The 16,054-nt window shown below is 69.9% G+C and carries 13 protein-coding genes and 1 pseudogene; 9 read left to right on the top strand and 5 right to left on the bottom strand.

The window, feature by feature from the left end; genetic code table 11:
- Positions 1-60: 60 nt before the first annotated feature.
- Positions 61-1,077 (bottom strand): sugar-transfer associated ATP-grasp domain-containing protein, encoded by a 1,017-nt coding sequence (locus AC2W7E_RS02205; RefSeq protein ID WP_485988449.1) that lies wholly within the window; start codon positions 1,075-1,077, stop codon positions 61-63.
- A gap of 84 nt (positions 1,078-1,161) precedes the next feature.
- Between AC2W7E_RS02205 and AC2W7E_RS02200 the strand changes: the two genes are divergently transcribed.
- Together AC2W7E_RS02200 and AC2W7E_RS02195 are read left to right on the top strand one after the other, a co-directional pair.
- Positions 1,162-1,866 carry an alanine racemase C-terminal domain-containing protein gene (locus AC2W7E_RS02200; protein ID WP_485988448.1) on the top strand — a complete coding sequence of 235 codons (705 nt, stop codon included), beginning with the start codon at positions 1,162-1,164 and terminating at the stop codon, positions 1,864-1,866.
- On the top strand, positions 1,863-2,915 hold the full coding sequence (locus tag AC2W7E_RS02195; protein ID WP_485988447.1) for an alanine racemase: 1,053 nt from the start codon (positions 1,863-1,865) through the stop codon (positions 2,913-2,915). Before AC2W7E_RS02200 ends, AC2W7E_RS02195 begins: the two co-directional genes overlap by 4 nt.
- Before the next feature lie 26 nt (positions 2,916-2,941).
- Here the strand turns inward: AC2W7E_RS02195 and AC2W7E_RS02190 are convergent, their stop codons facing one another.
- A complete protein-coding gene (locus tag AC2W7E_RS02190) occupies positions 2,942-3,160 on the bottom strand; it encodes a DUF7455 domain-containing protein (protein WP_025103577.1) in 219 nt (72 codons plus the stop codon).
- A 181-nt stretch (positions 3,161-3,341) separates the two neighbouring features.
- Here AC2W7E_RS02190 and AC2W7E_RS02185 point away from each other — a divergent pair, with 181 nt between their 5' ends.
- Complete coding sequence (locus AC2W7E_RS02185; RefSeq protein WP_025103576.1) at positions 3,342-5,453, top strand: DNA gyrase/topoisomerase IV subunit B; 2,112 nt, start codon at positions 3,342-3,344, stop codon at positions 5,451-5,453.
- A gap of 60 nt (positions 5,454-5,513) precedes the next feature.
- On the opposite strand, the pseudogene AC2W7E_RS02180 reads toward AC2W7E_RS02185, so the two are convergent.
- Positions 5,514-7,954 (bottom strand): annotated as a pseudogene (locus tag AC2W7E_RS02180) (DNA gyrase/topoisomerase IV subunit A).
- A 44-nt stretch (positions 7,955-7,998) separates the two neighbouring features.
- On the opposite strand from AC2W7E_RS02180, the gene AC2W7E_RS02175 reads away from it, so the two are divergent.
- Complete coding sequence (locus AC2W7E_RS02175; protein ID WP_485988446.1) at positions 7,999-9,120, top strand: alkaline phosphatase family protein; 1,122 nt, start codon at positions 7,999-8,001, stop codon at positions 9,118-9,120.
- Positions 9,121-9,135: 15 nt separating this feature from the next.
- Here AC2W7E_RS02175 and sepH read toward each other — a convergent pair whose 3' ends face one another.
- The gene (gene sepH / locus AC2W7E_RS02170; RefSeq protein WP_025103573.1) at positions 9,136-10,185 is read right to left on the bottom strand and encodes a septation protein SepH; all 1,050 of its coding nucleotides are present in this window, start codon (positions 10,183-10,185) and stop codon (positions 9,136-9,138) included.
- 199 nt (positions 10,186-10,384) lie between these two features.
- Here sepH and AC2W7E_RS02165 point away from each other — a divergent pair, with 199 nt between their 5' ends.
- The gene (locus AC2W7E_RS02165; protein WP_025103572.1) at positions 10,385-10,678 is read left to right on the top strand and encodes a DUF4193 domain-containing protein; all 294 of its coding nucleotides are present in this window, start codon (positions 10,385-10,387) and stop codon (positions 10,676-10,678) included.
- 75 nt (positions 10,679-10,753) lie between these two features.
- Here the strand turns inward: AC2W7E_RS02165 and AC2W7E_RS02160 are convergent, their stop codons facing one another.
- Entirely contained in the window at positions 10,754-11,218 is a 465-nt protein-coding gene (locus tag AC2W7E_RS02160; RefSeq protein WP_126893120.1) for a DUF3093 domain-containing protein, read from the bottom strand.
- Positions 11,219-11,230: 12 nt separating this feature from the next.
- On the opposite strand from AC2W7E_RS02160, the gene dut reads away from it, so the two are divergent.
- From dut to AC2W7E_RS02140, 4 genes are all read left to right on the top strand, one after another.
- A complete protein-coding gene (gene dut, locus AC2W7E_RS02155; RefSeq protein WP_126893121.1) occupies positions 11,231-11,701 on the top strand; it encodes a dUTP diphosphatase in 471 nt (156 codons plus the stop codon).
- Positions 11,698-12,285: a DUF3710 domain-containing protein gene (locus AC2W7E_RS02150; protein WP_025103569.1), complete on the top strand. Its 588-nt coding sequence runs from the start codon at positions 11,698-11,700 to the stop codon at positions 12,283-12,285. Before dut ends, AC2W7E_RS02150 begins: the two co-directional genes overlap by 4 nt.
- A complete protein-coding gene (locus tag AC2W7E_RS02145; RefSeq protein WP_025103568.1) occupies positions 12,282-13,016 on the top strand; it encodes a DUF3159 domain-containing protein in 735 nt (244 codons plus the stop codon). The genes AC2W7E_RS02150 and AC2W7E_RS02145 overlap by 4 nt, the downstream gene beginning before the upstream one ends.
- 108 nt (positions 13,017-13,124) lie before the next feature.
- Positions 13,125-16,004 (top strand): aconitate hydratase, encoded by a 2,880-nt coding sequence (locus AC2W7E_RS02140; protein WP_197426452.1) that lies wholly within the window; start codon positions 13,125-13,127, stop codon positions 16,002-16,004.
- Positions 16,005-16,054 lie beyond the last annotated feature (50 nt).

Here is a 16,054-nt window from a genome sequence, read left to right as displayed (position 1 = left end):
TGCGTGCGAACGCAAGGGGCCGGTTTGCGCGTAAGGGGCCGGGTCGACGCTTCGACAGGGTCAGAAGCCGATGACCTCGCGATACCGCGGCTTGTGTCCGGTCCGGATACCGGTGACGCTGGGCTTGTTCTCGTACACGCCCGCGCCCCAGTTGCCCTCGACGAGCACGGGGCCGTCCGGGGTCACGACGACGTCCCAGCCGACGTACTGCACCTGCGGCACGACGCGGGCGACCTGATCGATGAACGCGCGCACCTCGTCGATGTACGGCAGCTGGAAGTCGGCGATGCGGAACCCGGAGTCCGGGTGCGTCTCGTGGACGTGGCCGTGCGAGTCGTAGCCGGCGCCCACCGCGTGCCCGTTCTCGTCGAGCATCGTGTAGAAGCCGCCGAAGGTCATCTGGTCGCTCACCGCGCCGCGGCCGAACTTCTGCGCCATCGCGAGGATGTGTGCCTTCTCGCCGTCGAAGAACGCGGTGATGCGCGTGGTGTTCACGGTCCCGGGGCACACCGCCGCCAGGTCGTCGTGCTGGCGGATGACCTCTTCGATCAGCAGCTCGCCGCGATCGAGGAGGCCGCGGTGGAACTCGGTCCAGTCCGTGATGTCGGCCGCGTGATACCGGTGCACACCGGTGCCGGCCTGACCGACCGGCTCCTTCGTGACGATCGTGCCGCGGCGCTCCGTGAGAGCGCGGACCTCGTCGGCGTTCCCCTCCTCGACCACCATCCACTCGCGGTGCAGGTGCGCGGAGAACTTGCGGTTGAACTCGATCTTGTCCTGGAAGATCCAGCGGAAGTCGGGGTGGTCGTACTTCTGCGAGAGCTGGTTGGACACGGGATGCGTCATGTACGTCTCGCGCTCGGCGCGGTTCAGCATCGCGAAGTCGTAGTCGATGTAGTCCTGGAAGCCGACGTTGTGACGGGCCGCCGACCAGAGCATGTCGGCGACGATCGTGGGCACGGGCCGGTGATGCTGGGCCGAGGCCTCCTTGGCACGTTCGAACACAGAACCGACGTCGATGCGGCGGGCACGGCCGAGGAGGTAGCGGATGCGGGGCGCGAGAGAAAGACGAGACATGAAGCTCCGGGTCTAGGGATCGACGTCCCAGTCTACGCGGGGAGCCCCCAGGCTCCTGGGAGCGCGGAAGCTAGGCTGGAGCACGTGTGTGACACGAGTTCGAGTGCGCTTCCGCAGGCGATGATCTCGCGTTCGGCCCTCGCTGCCGGCGCGTCCGCGGCGATCCGGGCGGGGGGTCGCCGGGCCGACCTCCGGCGCGATGCGTGGGGTCACGGTCTGCTCGCCGTCGCCCAGGCGGTGACCGCGGCGGGAGCGGAGGAGGTCATCGTGGACTCTCCCGGAGAGGTCGAGGCGCTCCGTCTCGAAGGCATCACCGCCACGACCACTGGAGAGCCGGACCTCGATCCCCGTCTCCTCTATGGGCTGCCATCCACGGAGGGCCTCCCGACGACGCCTCCGGTCATGCGTCTGGTTGGCCGTGTCATGTCCACCAAGCGCCTGCGGGCGGGAGAGGCCGTCTCGTACGGCTACACCTTCCGGGCGGCGGCGGACACCACGGTCGCGCTCGTGACGGGCGGCTACGCTCAGGGCGTCGTCCGGGCCCTGGGCAACCACGCGGACGTGGAGATCGACGGCGCACTGCACCCTATCGTCGGGCGTGTCGCGATGGACGTCTGCGTCATCGACCTCCAGGGCGCTCTCGCGGAGGTGGGCGACGCGGTGACCTATTTCGGAGGGACCGGACCCGCCTCCGGCGCTATCGCGCGCTGGGCGGAGCTGACCCGGATGACCCCGGCCGAGCTCGTCGCGGTCCCGGGAGCGCACGCCGTGCGCGGATGGGAGGCATGATGGGAGGCTCGATGCGCCCCGAACTGCGTCTGGACAGTGCCGTCTTCCGCGCGAACATCGCGGCGGTCCGTGACCGCCTCGGCGACTCCACGCTGATGCTGGTCCTCAAGGACGACGCCTACGGCCACGGGCTCCGCTGGGCGGTCGAGACGGCCCTCGAGGCCGGGGTGACCTCGTTCGGCAGCTATGACGTGCGCGGAGGCGTCGAGGTCCGGCGCATCGCGGGCGGAGAGGTGACGGTGTTCGCCTGGGCGACCTCGACCGATGAGGAGATCGACGAGGCGCTCCTGCAGGACATCGAGCTCGGCGTCGGCACGGTCGAGTATCTCCGGCGCATCGCCGCGCGGGCGGAGGTCCTCGGCGTGCGCGCACGGATCCACCTCAAGATCGACACCGGGCTGCATCGCAACGGCGTGCGCCCGGAGGACTGGGCGGCCGCGGTCGCCGAAGCCCGAGACGCCGAGCGCTCCGGCGCACTCGCCCTCGTCGGCGTCTGGAGCCACATCGCCGAGGCGAGCGATGCCGAGGACGACGAGGCGCAGGCCGTGTTCCTCGACGCCGTCCGGCAGGTCGGCCTGACCGGGCCGCAGCCGGGGTCTGTACACCTCACGGCCTCGGCCGCGTCCTGGTGGCGACCCGAGTTGCGCGGGACCGTGTCGCGGATCGGCGCGTTCTGCTACGGCATCCGCTCGGCGGACGGTCCGGACCTCGACGGGGTTCGTCCCGCGGCGCGTCTCGTCGCGCCGGTCGTGCGGGTGGAGGGCGAGAGCGCGATCGTCGCCGTCGGGAGCCTGGACGGCGTCCCCTCCACGCTGGCCGGGATGACGGTGGGCACCCCCGCCGGCTCGCGTGCGGTCTCGACCATCGATGTCGCCACGATGACTGTCGAAGGCTGGCCGGGGATGGCGGTCGGCGACGAGGTGACGATCTTCGGCCCCGGCGCACAGGGGGAGGAGACAGCAACGACCCTCGCCGAGCGGATCGATACGGTGGGCGAGGAGATCCTCACCCGACTCGGTCCGCGGATTCGGCGGAGGGTCGTGGACTGAACCGGTTCGACCGGCTCAGGCGCTGATCAGACCGTCTCGATGAGACGAGCGGTCTCGTCGTGCCAGCTCGTGGCCACGCTGCGCAGCTTCTCTTCGTACTTGCGGCCGTGGTGGGCGCAGAAGAGCAGCTCGGAACCGTTGACCTCGGCGGCGATGTAGGCCTGCGCTCCACACGAGTCGCAGCGGTCCATCGCGGTCAGGCGGTACTCGACAGCGGAGGTCTCACGTTCGGTCGTTGCATTCATCTCGGGGCCTCCTCGGGTGTCGGCGTCCTTGTTGGTCGTGCTCAATACAACCACGCTGCACCTGGGGGCATGCCCGGTCGACGGCGTGTTTCGCTCAGCGCGTACGCGCGCACCCGCGAACGCGGCGACCCGGGGAGTGTCTGCGAGGGGCGGCTCCCTCCCGCGAATAGACTCGGAGATTGTGAATGCCGAGTACTCCGCCCATCATCTCCAGGTGCTCGAAGGACTCGAGGCGGTCCGCAAGCGCCCCGGCATGTACATCGGCTCGAACGGTTCGCCCGGGCTCATGCACTGCCTCTGGGAGATCATCGACAACTCCGTCGACGAGGCGGTGGCCGGCAACGGCTCGCGCATCGACGTCATCCTCCACGACGACGGCAGCGTCGAGGTGCATGACCGCGGTCGCGGCATCCCCGTCGACGTCGAGCCGCGAACCGGTCTGACCGGCGTCGAGGTCGTCTACACGAAGCTGCACGCCGGAGGGAAGTTCGGCGGTGGCTCCTATGCGGCATCGGGCGGTCTGCACGGCGTCGGGGCCTCGGTCGTGAACGCCCTCTCCGAGCGCCTCGACGTCGAGGTCGACCGCGGCGGCAAGACCTACGCGATGTCCTTCCACCGCGGTGAGCCCGGCATCTTCCAGGACTCGGGGGAGAAGCGGCCCGATGCGCCGTTCACCCCGTTCGAGGAGAACAGCGAGCTGCGCGTCGTCGGCAAGGCGCCGCGCGGCGTCACCGGCACCCGGGTGCGGTACTGGGCCGACCGCCAGATCTTCACCAAGGACGCCGCGTTCCAGCTCGCCGAGCTCGAGACGCGGGCGCGTCAGACGGCCTTCCTGGTCCCCGGGCTCGAGATCGTGGTGCGCGACGAGCGCGCCGCGAGCGCCGGGGTGGGGGAGGACGGTGCGCCGACCGGCCCCGTGGAGACGTCGTACCTCTACGAGGGCGGCATCTCCGAGTTCGTGGACTACCTCGCGGTCGACCCGCCGGTGACCGACACCTGGCGCATCCAGGGGGAGGGGACGTTCACCGAGACCGTCCCGGTCCTGCAGCCGGACGGGCACATGGTGGCGACCGAGGTCGAGCGCGTCTGCGCCGTCGACATCGCCCTGCGCTGGGGCACCGGCTACGACACCCGCATCCGCTCCTTCGTGAACATCATCTCCACGCCGAAGGGCGGTACGCATCAGCAGGGCTTCGAGCAGGAGCTGTTGAAGGTGCTCCGCAGCCAGGTCGAGCAGAACGCCCGCCGGCTCAAGGTCGGCAACGACAAGCTCGAGAAGGACGACGTCCTCGCCGGCCTCACCGCGGTCCTCACGGTCAACGTGCCGGAGCCGCAGTTCGAGGGTCAGACGAAGGAGGTGCTCGGCACGCCCGCCGTGCGCCAGATCGTGGCCCAGGTGATGCGGAAGGACCTCCAGCAGCGTTTCACCTCCACCAAGCGCGACGACAAGAGCCAGGCCACGCAGCTGCTCGACAAGATCGTCTCCGAGATGAAGGCCCGCGTGTCGGCACGCGCCCACAAGGAGACGCAGCGCCGGAAGAACGCGCTCGAGTCCTCGACCCTGCCGACCAAGCTCGTCGACTGTCGGACGAACGACGTGGAGCGCAGCGAGCTCTTCATCGTCGAGGGAGACTCGGCCCTTGGCACGGCGAAGAACGCGCGCAACAGCGAGTTCCAGGCGCTGCTGCCGATCCGCGGGAAGATCCTCAACGTGCAGAAGGCGTCGGTCGGCGACATGCTGTCCAACGCCGAGTGCGCGTCGATCATCCAGGTGATCGGGGCCGGCTCCGGGAGGACCTTCGACATCGACGCCGCGCGCTACGGGAAGATCATCCTCATGAGCGACGCCGACGTCGACGGCGCGCACATCCGCACCCTCCTGCTCACGTTGTTCTTCCGCTACATGCGGCCCCTCATCGAGCACGGACGGGTGTTCGCCGCCGTGCCGCCGCTGCATCGGATCATCGTCATCAACCCGGGATCCAAGCCGAACGAGACGATCTACACCTACAGCGAGCAGGAGCTGCACGCGCTGCTCGCGAAGCTCCGCAAGGCCGGCAAGCGCTGGCACGAGCCGATCCAGCGCTACAAGGGTCTCGGCGAGATGGACGCCGAGCAGCTCGCGAACACGACGATGGATCGCTCCGGTCGTCTGCTCCGCCGCGTCCGGATGGAGGACGCCGAGGCGGCGGGCCGCGTCTTCGAACTGCTCATGGGCAACGAGGTCGCCCCGCGGCGGGAGTTCATCATCGATTCCGCCGACCAGCTCTCCCGTGAGTCCATCGACGCCTGAGAGCAGAAGTCACGAAGAAGGGGACCCGGCGCGGCCGGGTCCCCTTCTTCGTGGAACGGATCAGACGAGCGTGCGGCCGATGCTGCCGATGACGCCGTCGATCGGCTGACCGGAGGCGTCGCGTCGTGCCCCCACGTCCGGCAGCTTGCGCACCGCGCCGGTGGGGTCGACGGCCAGAGCCGGGTTCGGGCCGACCCAGGCGACGGTGAGGCGGTCCTCGCCCTTCAGGAAGGCGTGGGCGCGGACGCCGCCGGTCGCGCGGCCCTTCGACGGGTATTCCGTGAAGGCCGAGACCTTCGCGCGGCCGGGATCGGTGCCGGGCAGGATGCTCTCCGCGCCCGACACCGTGGCGACGACGGCATCGGTGTCCGGGCGGACGGCGCCGAAGAAGAGGACGGAGGCGCCCGAGCCGAGCTTGATGCCCGCCATGCCGCCGGCCGGCGCGCCCTGGGGGCGGACCGTCGAGGCCGAGAACCGCAGCAGCTGCGCATCCGTCGTCAGGAACACGAGGTCGGCGTCATCCGCCGCGTCGGCCACACCGACCACGGAGTCTCCGGTCTTGAGGCCGATGACCTCCAGGTCGGGCCGCACGGGCAGGGTCGACGGCACGATGCGCTTCACGATGCCCTGGGCGGTGCCGAGCGCGACGGGGGTCTCGCTGTCGAAACGGACGAACCCGAGGATGCGCTCACTCTTGGTCGTGATCCCCAGGTAGTCGCGAAGCGGAGTCCCCGCGGCGAGCTGCACCGAGGTGCCCGGCACCGAGGGCAGGTCCACGGGGGAGAAGCGGACGACGCGTCCCGTGCTGGTGAGCGCCCCGACCTCGCCGCGGACCGTCGTCTCGACCGTCGCGAGGATGGCATCGTGCTTGCTCCGCCGGGCCGGAGCCGTCAACTCCTGTCCTTCGCCGAGGTCCACGCGCACGGCGCGGCCCGTCGTCGAGAGGACGACGGTGGTCGGCGCGTCGGCGATCTGCAGGTCGACGGCGCCCTTCGTCGCACGGGGCTTCGGCGGGGCCGCGTTCATCAGCAGGGTGCGCCGCGGCGTCCCGTACGCCTCGGCCACGGCGTCCAGCTCCCGGGCGACGGCCGCGCGCAGCAGGGCCGGGCTGGCGAGCAGCTCGCGCAGCGACGCGATCTCCGCGAGGAGGGCGTCGCGTTCCGCCTCGAGCTCGATGCGCGAGAACTTGGTCAGACGTCGCAGCCGCAGCTCGAGGATGTACTCGGCCTGCGGCTCGCTGAGGTCGAACACGGACCGGAGCCGGGTGCGGGCCTGCTCGGTGTCGTCCGACGACCGGATGACCTGGATGACCTCGTCGATGTCGAGGATCGCGATGAGCAGACCCTCCACCAGGTGCAGGCGCTCCTCCCGGCGGGCGAGACGGTACCGGCTGCGGCGGGTGATGACCTCGATGCGGTGGCCGACGTAGACGCTGAGCATCTCCTTGAGCCCGAGGGTGCGGGGCTGGCCGTCGACGAGGGCGACGTTGTTGATGCTGAAGGAGTCCTCCAGCGGGGTGAGCCGGTAGAGCTGCTCCAGCACGGCGTTCGGATCGAAACCGGTCTTGATCCCGATGGCGACGCGGAGGCCGTGGTTGCGGTCGGTGAGATCGGTGACGTCGCTGATGCCCTGCAGCTTCTTCGCCTGCACCGCGTCGCGGATCTTCTCGATGAGACGCTCCGGGCCGACCATGTAGGGCAGCTCCGACACGATGATGCCCGTGCGCCGGGGGCCCAGCGGCTCGATCGACGTCCGCCCGCGGACCTTGAGGGCACCGCGCCCGGTCGTGTAGGCGTCCTTGACGCCGTCGAGCCCCATGAGGATCCCGCCCGACGGGAAGTCGGGGCCGGGGACGTACTCCATGAGGTCCTCGGTGGTGGCGTCCGGGTTCTCGAGTAGGTGGGTCGCGCGGCGACGACCTCGATGAGGTTGTGCGGCGCCATGTTGGTCGCCATGCCCACCGCGATGCCGCTGGCACCGTTGACGAGCAGGTTGGGGAACGCCGCGGGCAGCACGGCCGGCTGCTGGAACTGGCCGTCGTAGTTCGGGATGAAGTCGACGACGTCCTCGTCGAGGTTCTCGGTGAGCGAGAGCGCGGGGGCGGCGAGACGCGCCTCGGTGTACCGCGCGGCGGCGGGGCCGTCGTCCAGGGATCCGAAGTTGCCGTGACCGTCGACGAGCGGCACCCGGAGGGCCCACTCCTGCGCGAGGCGGACGAGCGCGTCATAGATCGCCGAGTCGCCATGGGGGTGCAGTTTTCCCATGACCTCGCCGACGACCCGGGCGCTCTTCACATGGCCGCGGTCCGGGCGCAGGCCCATCTCGGCCATCTGGAACAGGATGCGGCGCTGCACCGGCTTGAGGCCGTCTCTGGCGTCCGGGAGTGCCCGCGAATAGATGACGGAGTACGCGTACTCCAGGAAGGAGCCCTGCATCTCGTGAGAGAGATCGATGTCCTGGATGCGTTCCTCGACAGGCTCGGGCGGCGGGGTTTTCGGCATGGACTTCCTGAGGGCGTACGGGAGCCTGTGTCAGACTGGCTCGGATGTCCTTCATGCTACCGTCCGCGCCGCCGGGCGCCCGGAGCGTCGTCGGGGTGGCGGACGACCTGTGCGCCGCTCTCCGCGGCGAATCCGCCACGCTGCCGCGCGTCGATTCGACCGTGCTCGTGGTGATCGACGGCCTCGGGGCGATCAGCCTCCGCGGGCACGCCGGTCACGCCCGCTCGCTCACCGCGACGATGACGAAGAAGGACGTCGCGCAGACGGTCTTCCCGACGACGACGGCGGCCGCCCTCACGAGTCTCACCACCGGGGTCTGGCCGGGGCAGCACGGTCTCGTCGGCTATCGCGTCCGGGATCCGGAGCGGGATGTCCTCGTGAATCAGCTCAGCGGGTGGGAGACGGACGGTCTGGACCCGCTCACCTGGCAGGCCGCCCCCACGGTGTTCGAGCGCATGGCAGCGACGGGCCGGCCGGCCTTCGCCGTGGGGCTGGCGGCGTACGCGCACAGCGGCTTCACACGTGCGACCCTCCGCGGCGCGACATTCGTCCCCGCGGCGACGCCGGAGGAACGGGTCGAGGCCTCCTACGCGCTGGCCGCGGAGAACCCGGGCTCCCTCGTCTACTGCTACCTGCCCGAGGTCGACAAGGCGGGGCACAAGCACGGGGTGGCCTCCGCGGAATGGGTCACCGCGCTGGAGCGGATCGACGGCGCGCTCTCGGTCCGCGTCCCGCCGCGCGTGGGCGTGGTGGTGACCTCGGATCACGGCATGGTCGACGTACCGTCCCATCGGCAGGTCGTGCTCGAGGAGGAGCATCTCGTCGGCATCCGGCACGTCGGGGGCGAGCCCCGCATGCTGCACCTGTACCGGGAGCCGGACTCCGACACCGCGGTGCTGGCTACGCGTCTGCGCCGCGATCTGGAGGGGGTGGCCGAGGTCGCCACCCGGGAGGAGGCGCTGCGGGCCGGTCTCTTCGGCCCCGTCGTCAGCGACGACGTCCGGTTCCGGATCGGCGACGTGCTGATCGCCGCCACGGGTGTGCGCGCGCTCTACGACGGCACGGCCGAGGACCAGCGCAACCGCGGCATGATCGGGCAGCACGGCGCACTCACCCCGGAGGAGACCAGGGTGCCGTTCCTGCGGCTCGGCGCCTTCGCCTCCTGACACGAGCGACCGCGGTCACTCGTCGGTGCGTGCTCCGAAGACGATCTCGTCCCACGACGGCATGGCGTTGCGGCGCCGCCGACGGCCGCCGCTGTCGCCGGCGTCGTTCGAGGACGGCTGACGAGGCGTGGGCTCCGGGGCCGCGGGCTCGTCGTCCGGCTCCTCCAATGCGGCGAAGAGGGCGATCGGATCGGTGTCGTCCTGAACGTCTTCGATCTCGTGCTCGATCGGCGCCGCCTCGCGCTGGCCGCGGCGACGGCGCAGGGCCTCGAGGAGATCGGCGGTCTCGGGGCTCGTCGAGGCGGCGTCGGGGGCGCGGTTGATCGCGGCGTCCTGGACCGCCGGCGCCGAGCGCTCGGGCTGCGCCGGCTCCTCTGCCTCGGCCGCGGGGGCCGGGACGAGGCGCGGTCCGAAGGCGCCGGAGTCGAAGCGGCTGTCGTCCTTGTAGGGCGAGGCGGCGCGGTCGGCCTCCACGGCTCGCAGACGCGGGATCAGGCCCTCCGGCAGGGACCCCTGTCGCGAGAGCTGCGTGGCGTCGGCGTTCAGCGGCGAGAGGGCGCTCCGCCGAGGGTCGAAGCTCCAACGCGCGTCGTGCTCGACGTCGTTGGCGGAGAACTCCAGCTTGATGATCCAGCCGGACTCCTCCTTCCAGCTCGCCCAGCGCTCGGACGACGCGCCCACCTCGGCCAGCTTGGCGCGCACCGCGGCGCCGAACGTCGGCTGCGCGTCGGGCTCGACCTCGCTGCCGATGAGGACGGGGACGGCGAGCGCCTGGCCGATGATGTGCTCCCGCTCGGCGAGGACAGGACCCTCGAAGCGTGCGACGTCGTCGACGCTGATCCCGAGGAGCTCCGCGACCTCTGCGGCGGTGAGACCGGCGCGGATCTGGGCCTGGATGTCCCGCGGACTCGCGGCGAGCTTCTGCGCCGCCGGCTCGGCCTGGCGGGTCGCGCGGCGGATCTCCCGCTGCAGCACGGCGTCGATGGGCAGCGCGAACCGCTCGCCCGCCTCGGTCGCGAGGACGAGCACTCCTGCTTCTGTGCCGACGATGGTGACGTTTTCCATGCGAATGCCCCTCTGATGGGTGTGCGTTCATGGTGTCACGGGAGACGCGTCGGGAGAGGGAATACGGCGGGCGTGCCGTGAGTTTGCCCTGTCGCATGGGAGGGCATTTGCGAAACGCCCGCCGGTCATGCAAACTATGGCCGCCGATTACCCGACGGCGCACCCGCCCACTCGCACCATGAAAGTGGAGATTCACCGCATGGCAACCGATTACGACGCTCCCCGAAAGAGTGAAGACGACTCCGAGTCGATCGAAGCCCTCAAGGAGCGTGTGCCGGACAAGCTGTCCGGCACGACCGGAGACGAGGACTCCGACAACCCGTCGAACTTCGATCTCCCGGGCGCGGACCTCTCCGATCTCGAGCTGGATGTCGTCGTGCTGCCCGCGCAGCAGGACGAGTTCACCTGCATGAGCTGCTTCCTCGTGAAGCACCGCTCGCAGCTCGACCACGAGGGACCCGATGGCCCCATCTGCAAGGAGTGCGCTGCCTGAGCAGCCCTCTGCGCGACGCCTCACGCGCCCCCGACCATCCGGTCAGGGGCGCGCTGTCGTTTCTCCGGAGGGCGGTCAGCCCTGCGCCGCGCGGATGGCCGCGGCGAGCCGATCGGGCGTCCTGGTCGAGATCGTCCACGCGATGACGGGGTCTGCCTCGTCGATGTTCGGCACCACGACGACACCGTCGATGCCGCCGCGGATGAGGTGCCACCCGCGAGCCGGGAGCTCCGGTCCTCGTGCGGCCCGTGCCTCGTCGCCGGTCAGCGCCACCGGCTCGCCGAGGTGGCGCACGTCGATGTGGGCGGGTCCGGCGCGGAGCACGCCGTCCTGCACCGAGACGACCGGAGCCAGGGCGATGGCCGCCACCACGAGCAGCGCGGACACCGCTCCGCCGAGCAGCAGCGCGAAGGTCGAGCCGACCGGCACGAAGATCAGGGACACCATCGGTCCCGCCAGGGCGATCGTGACCAGCAGCCACAGGCTGGGGGCCAGGCGTTCGTGGTAGCGGGGACGTGCGTCCGTTGCGGGGTTCTGCATTAGCCTCATGGGGTGACCGATTCCGTTGATGTCCCCATTATCGCCGCAGCGGTCCCCGGCTATGCGCATCCGGGTGACGCCGGAGCCGATCTCGTCGCCGCCGAGGCCGTGCGGCTGGAGCCGGGGGAGCGCGCTCTCGTCCCCACGGGCGTGCGCATCGCGCTGCCGGACGGCTATGCGGCTTTCGTGGTGCCCCGCAGCGGTCTCGCGGCGAAGCACGGCATCTCGATCGTGAACTCTCCCGGCACCGTCGACGCCGGCTACCGGGGCGAGATCAAGGTCAGTCTGATCAACACGGACATCCACAGCGCGTACGATGTCGCCGTCGGCGATCGCATCGCACAGCTCATCGTGATGCCCGTCGCCCGTGCCCGGTTCCTCCCGGTCGACGAGCTGCCGGACAGCGTTCGCGGCGCCGGCGGATTCGGCTCGACCGGCTACCAGGCACAGACCCCCGAGAACGAAGCAGGACAGGCGAAATGACCGACAGCAACGAGACTCCTTCCAAGTCGGCGCCGGAGAACCGCGCCACCGAGGGCCCGTTCGACGACTCCGAGGCGAACCCCGTCCGCCCGTACATCGACCTCGGCGGGATCAAGATTCTGCCGCGCGAGGGGCTGAACCTGCGGCTCGAGGTGGAGGAGCAGAGCAAGCGCATCGTGGCGGTCGGGCTCGACTACGCCGAGTCGTCGCTCCAGGTGCAGCCGTTCGCGGCTCCGCGCAGCGGCGGTCTGTGGGACGAGACGCGCGTCCAGCTGCGCGACCAGGTCAAGGCGCAGGGCGGTCGCGTCGAGGAGCGGGAGGGGCCGCTCGGCAAGGAGCTGCTCGCGGAGGTGCCCGCGACCGCCAGTGAAGGCTCCGGCCTGCGCCTCGCGCGCTTCATCGGCATCGACGGGCCCCGCTGGTTCCTGCGTGGTGTGATCGGCGGCGCGGCGGCGTCCGACCCGGAGGCGGCGGCGAAGGTCGAGGACCTCTTCCGCTCGATCGTCGTCGTCCGCGGGGGAGCGCCCATGCCGCCGCGCGACCTCATCCCGCTGAAGATGCCGGCGACGCCGGGCTCCGCGTGACCACGCCGGACGCCGAGGAGCCGCGCACGCAGAGCGCGTCGGAGATCCTCGGAGCAGCACTCGGCGGCGCCGCGCGCAAGGCCGGGCTCGACCCGTCCGAGAGCGCGAGCACGCACAAGGTCGTCTGGTCGGCCATGGGCGGCTGGCGCGGGATCCTCGAGTCGGTGCTCCCGAGCCTCGCGTTCGTGATCCTGTTCACCCTTCGGCCTGAGCCCTTGCTGCTGCCCCTCGGAGTGTCCGTCGGTCTGGCCGCCGTGTTCACCGTCGTCCGGCTGGTGCAGAAGTCTCCGCCGTCGGCCGCCCTCGGCGGACTGATCGCGGCCGTGGCCGCCGCCGGTCTGGCCCTGTGGACGGGCCGCGGCGAGGACAACTTCGTCCCCGGCCTCATCACGAACGCGGTCTACGGGTCGGCGATCCTCGTCTCGGCGCTCATCGGCTGGTCCGTCATCGGTCTCGCGGTCGGCTTCCTCATGGGGGAGGGAACCGCCTGGCGTGCGGACCGTCGCAAGCGGCGGGCCTTCTTCTGGTTGGGCATCGCCTGGGCCGCGCTGTTCTTCGCCCGACTGATCGTGCAGTTCCCGCTGTACCTGGCCGGCGACGTCACCGCTCTCGGGACCCTCAAGCTCGTGATGGGACTGCCGTTGTTCGCGCCCCTGATCGCGGTGACCTGGCTGGTCGTCCGTGCGCTCTATCCCCGCGCGTCGTCGCACGACGACCCCGCGGCGGCGTGATAGATTTATCTCGACATCAAGATAAATCACGGGCTTTCGCCGGTGACCAGCGCGGAGCAGACTGGTTAGGTCCCCCTTGCTAGCCGCGCGGCCGCACCGGCGAGCAAGATGGAGGCGCCTGTCGCTCCCATCCGAATAGAAGGAGACGGATTCGTGTCCACGGTGAACAGCTTCGGTGCCAAGAGCACCCTGACGGTCGGCAGCACCGACTACGAGATCTTCCGCATCGACACGGTGCCCGGTTTCGACAAGCTCCCCTTCAGCCTCAAGGTCCTCCTGGAGAACCTGCTTCGCACCGAGGACGGCGCGAACGTCACGAAGGCGCAGATCGAGGCGCTCGGGTCGTGGGACGCCAACGCGGAGCCCAACACGGAGATCCAGTTCACGCCGGCGCGCGTGGTCATGCAGGACTTCACCGGCGTGCCCTGCATCGTCGACCTCGCCACGATGCGTGAGGCCGTCACGGCGCTCGGCGGCGACCCGAACAAGATCAACCCGCTCTCGCCGGCCGAGATGGTCATCGACCACTCCGTCATCGCCGACCTCTTCGGCACCGAGAACGCCCTCGAGCGCAACGTCGAGATCGAGTACGAGCGCAACGGCGAGCGGTACCAGTTCCTCCGCTGGGGCCAGACCGCGTTCCAGGACTTCAAGGTCGTGCCCCCCGGCACCGGCATCGTCCACCAGGTGAACATCGAGCACCTGGCGAAGGTCATCTACGACCGCACCAACGGCGGCGTCCTCCAGGCCTACCCCGACACCTGTGTCGGCACCGACTCGCACACCACGATGGTCAACGGACTGGGCGTGCTCGGCTGGGGCGTCGGCGGCATCGAGGCCGAGGCCGCGATGCTCGGCCAGCCCGTGTCGATGCTCATCCCGCGCGTCGTCGGCTTCAAGCTCTCGGGTGAGATCCCCGCCGGCGTGACCGCGACCGACGTGGTGCTGACCATCACCGACATGCTGCGCAAGCACGGCGTCGTCGGCAAGTTCGTCGAGTTCTACGGCGAGGGCGTCGCCTCGGTGCCGCTGGCCAACCGCGCGACGATCGGCAACATGTCGCCCGAGTTCGGCTCGACCGCCGCGATCTTCCCGATCGACGACGTCACCCTCGACTACCTGCGCCTCACCGGCCGCAGCGAGGAGGCCGTCGCGCTCGTCGAGGCCTACGCCAAGGAGCAGAAGCTCTGGCACGACGCCTCCCACGAGCCGGTCTTCAGCGAGTACATGGAGCTCGACCTCGGCACGGTCGTCCCGTCCATCGCCGGCCCGAAGCGCCCGCAGGACCGCATCCTCCTCTCCGAGGCGAAGACGCAGTTCGAGCAGGACATCCTGAACTACGCCACGGCGTCGACCAGCGACGACATCGTCGACCTCGAGTCCAAGCACTCCTTCCCGGCGTCCGACCCCGGTCAGGTCCCCGGCGAGGAGGAGCCGACCACGCGTCCCGTGCACATCAGCAGCGGCGCGCCGGCGAACGTGTCGAACCCGGTCCCGGTCACGACTCCCGAGGGCGAGAAGTACATCCTCGACAACGGCGCCGTCACCCTGGCGGCCATCACGTCGTGCACCAACACGTCCAACCCGTCGGTGATGATCGCCGCCGGCCTCCTCGCCCGCAAGGCGCGGGAGAAGGGCCTCAAGCAGAAGCCGTGGGTGAAGACCACGCTCGGCCCCGGCTCGAAGGTCGTCACCGACTACTACGAGAAGTCGGGTCTGGACAAGGACCTCGAGGGCCTCGGCTTCTACACGGTCGGCTACGGCTGCACCATCTGCATCGGAAACTCCGGGCCGCTCATCGAAGAGGTCTCCGAGGCGATCAACTCGCACGACCTCGCGGTCACGGCCGTCCTCTCGGGCAACCGCAACTTCGAGGGCCGCATCAGCCCGGACGTGAAGATGAACTACCTGGCCAGCCCGCCGCTGGTCATCGCGTACGCCCTCGCCGGCTCGATGCACTTCGACTTCGAGACCGACGCGCTCGGCAAGGACGCGGACGGCAACGACGTGTTCCTCAAGGACATCTGGCCCTCGCCGGACGAGGTCCAGGAGATCGTCGACTCGTCGATCTCGCGCGACCAGTTCATCAAGCAGTACGCCACCGTGTTCGACGGTGACGAGCGCTGGCGCAACCTGCCCACGCCGGACGACGACACGTTCCAGTGGGACGAGAACTCGACGTACGTGCGCAAGGCCCCGTACTTCGACGGCATGACGATGGAGCTCACCCCGGTGAAGGACATCGAAGGTGCGCGCGTCATGGCGACGCTCGGCGACTCGGTCACCACCGACCACATCTCGCCGGCCGGCAACATCAAGCCGGGCACCCCCGCGGCCCAGTACCTCACGGAGCACGGCGTCGACCGCAAGGACTTCAACTCCTTCGGCTCGCGCCGCGGCAACCACGAGGTCATGATCCGCGGCACCTTCGCGAACATCCGCCTGAAGAACCTCATGGTCTCGGCCGTGAACGACGGGCAGGTCGTCGAGGGCGGCTACACCCGCGACTTCACGCAGCCGGGCGGCCCGCAGTCGTACATCTACGACGCGTGCATGAACTACGCCGAGCAGGGCACCCCGCTCGTCGTCTTCGGCGGCAAGGAGTACGGCTCCGGCTCGTCCCGCGACTGGGCGGCCAAGGGCACGAGCCTCCTGGGCGTCAAGGCCGTGATCACGGAGAGCTTCGAGCGCATCCACCGTTCCAACCTCATCGGCATGGGCGTCGTCCCGCTGCAGTTCCCCGCCGGCGAGAGCTGGGAGTCGCTGGGTCTCGACGGCACCGAGATCGTCTCGATCACGGGACTCGAGGAGCTCAACAACGGCGTCACCCCGAAGACGGTCAAGGTCACCGCCACCCCGAGCGAGCACTCGCCCGAGGGCAAGCAGACCGTCGAGTTCGACGCGGTCGTCCGCATCGACACCCCCGGTGAGGCGGACTACTACCGCAACGGCGGCATCCTGCAGTACGTGCTGCGCTCGCTCGTCTGAGCCGCGACGACGAAGGGGCTCGTGTCCACGGACACGGGCCCCTTCGGCGT

It is taken from the genome of Microbacterium sp. CFSPD4_SD4 (assembly GCF_057364585.1).
Note: the sequence above shows the minus strand (reverse complement) of the source record. Positions and strands in the feature narration are given on the sequence as shown.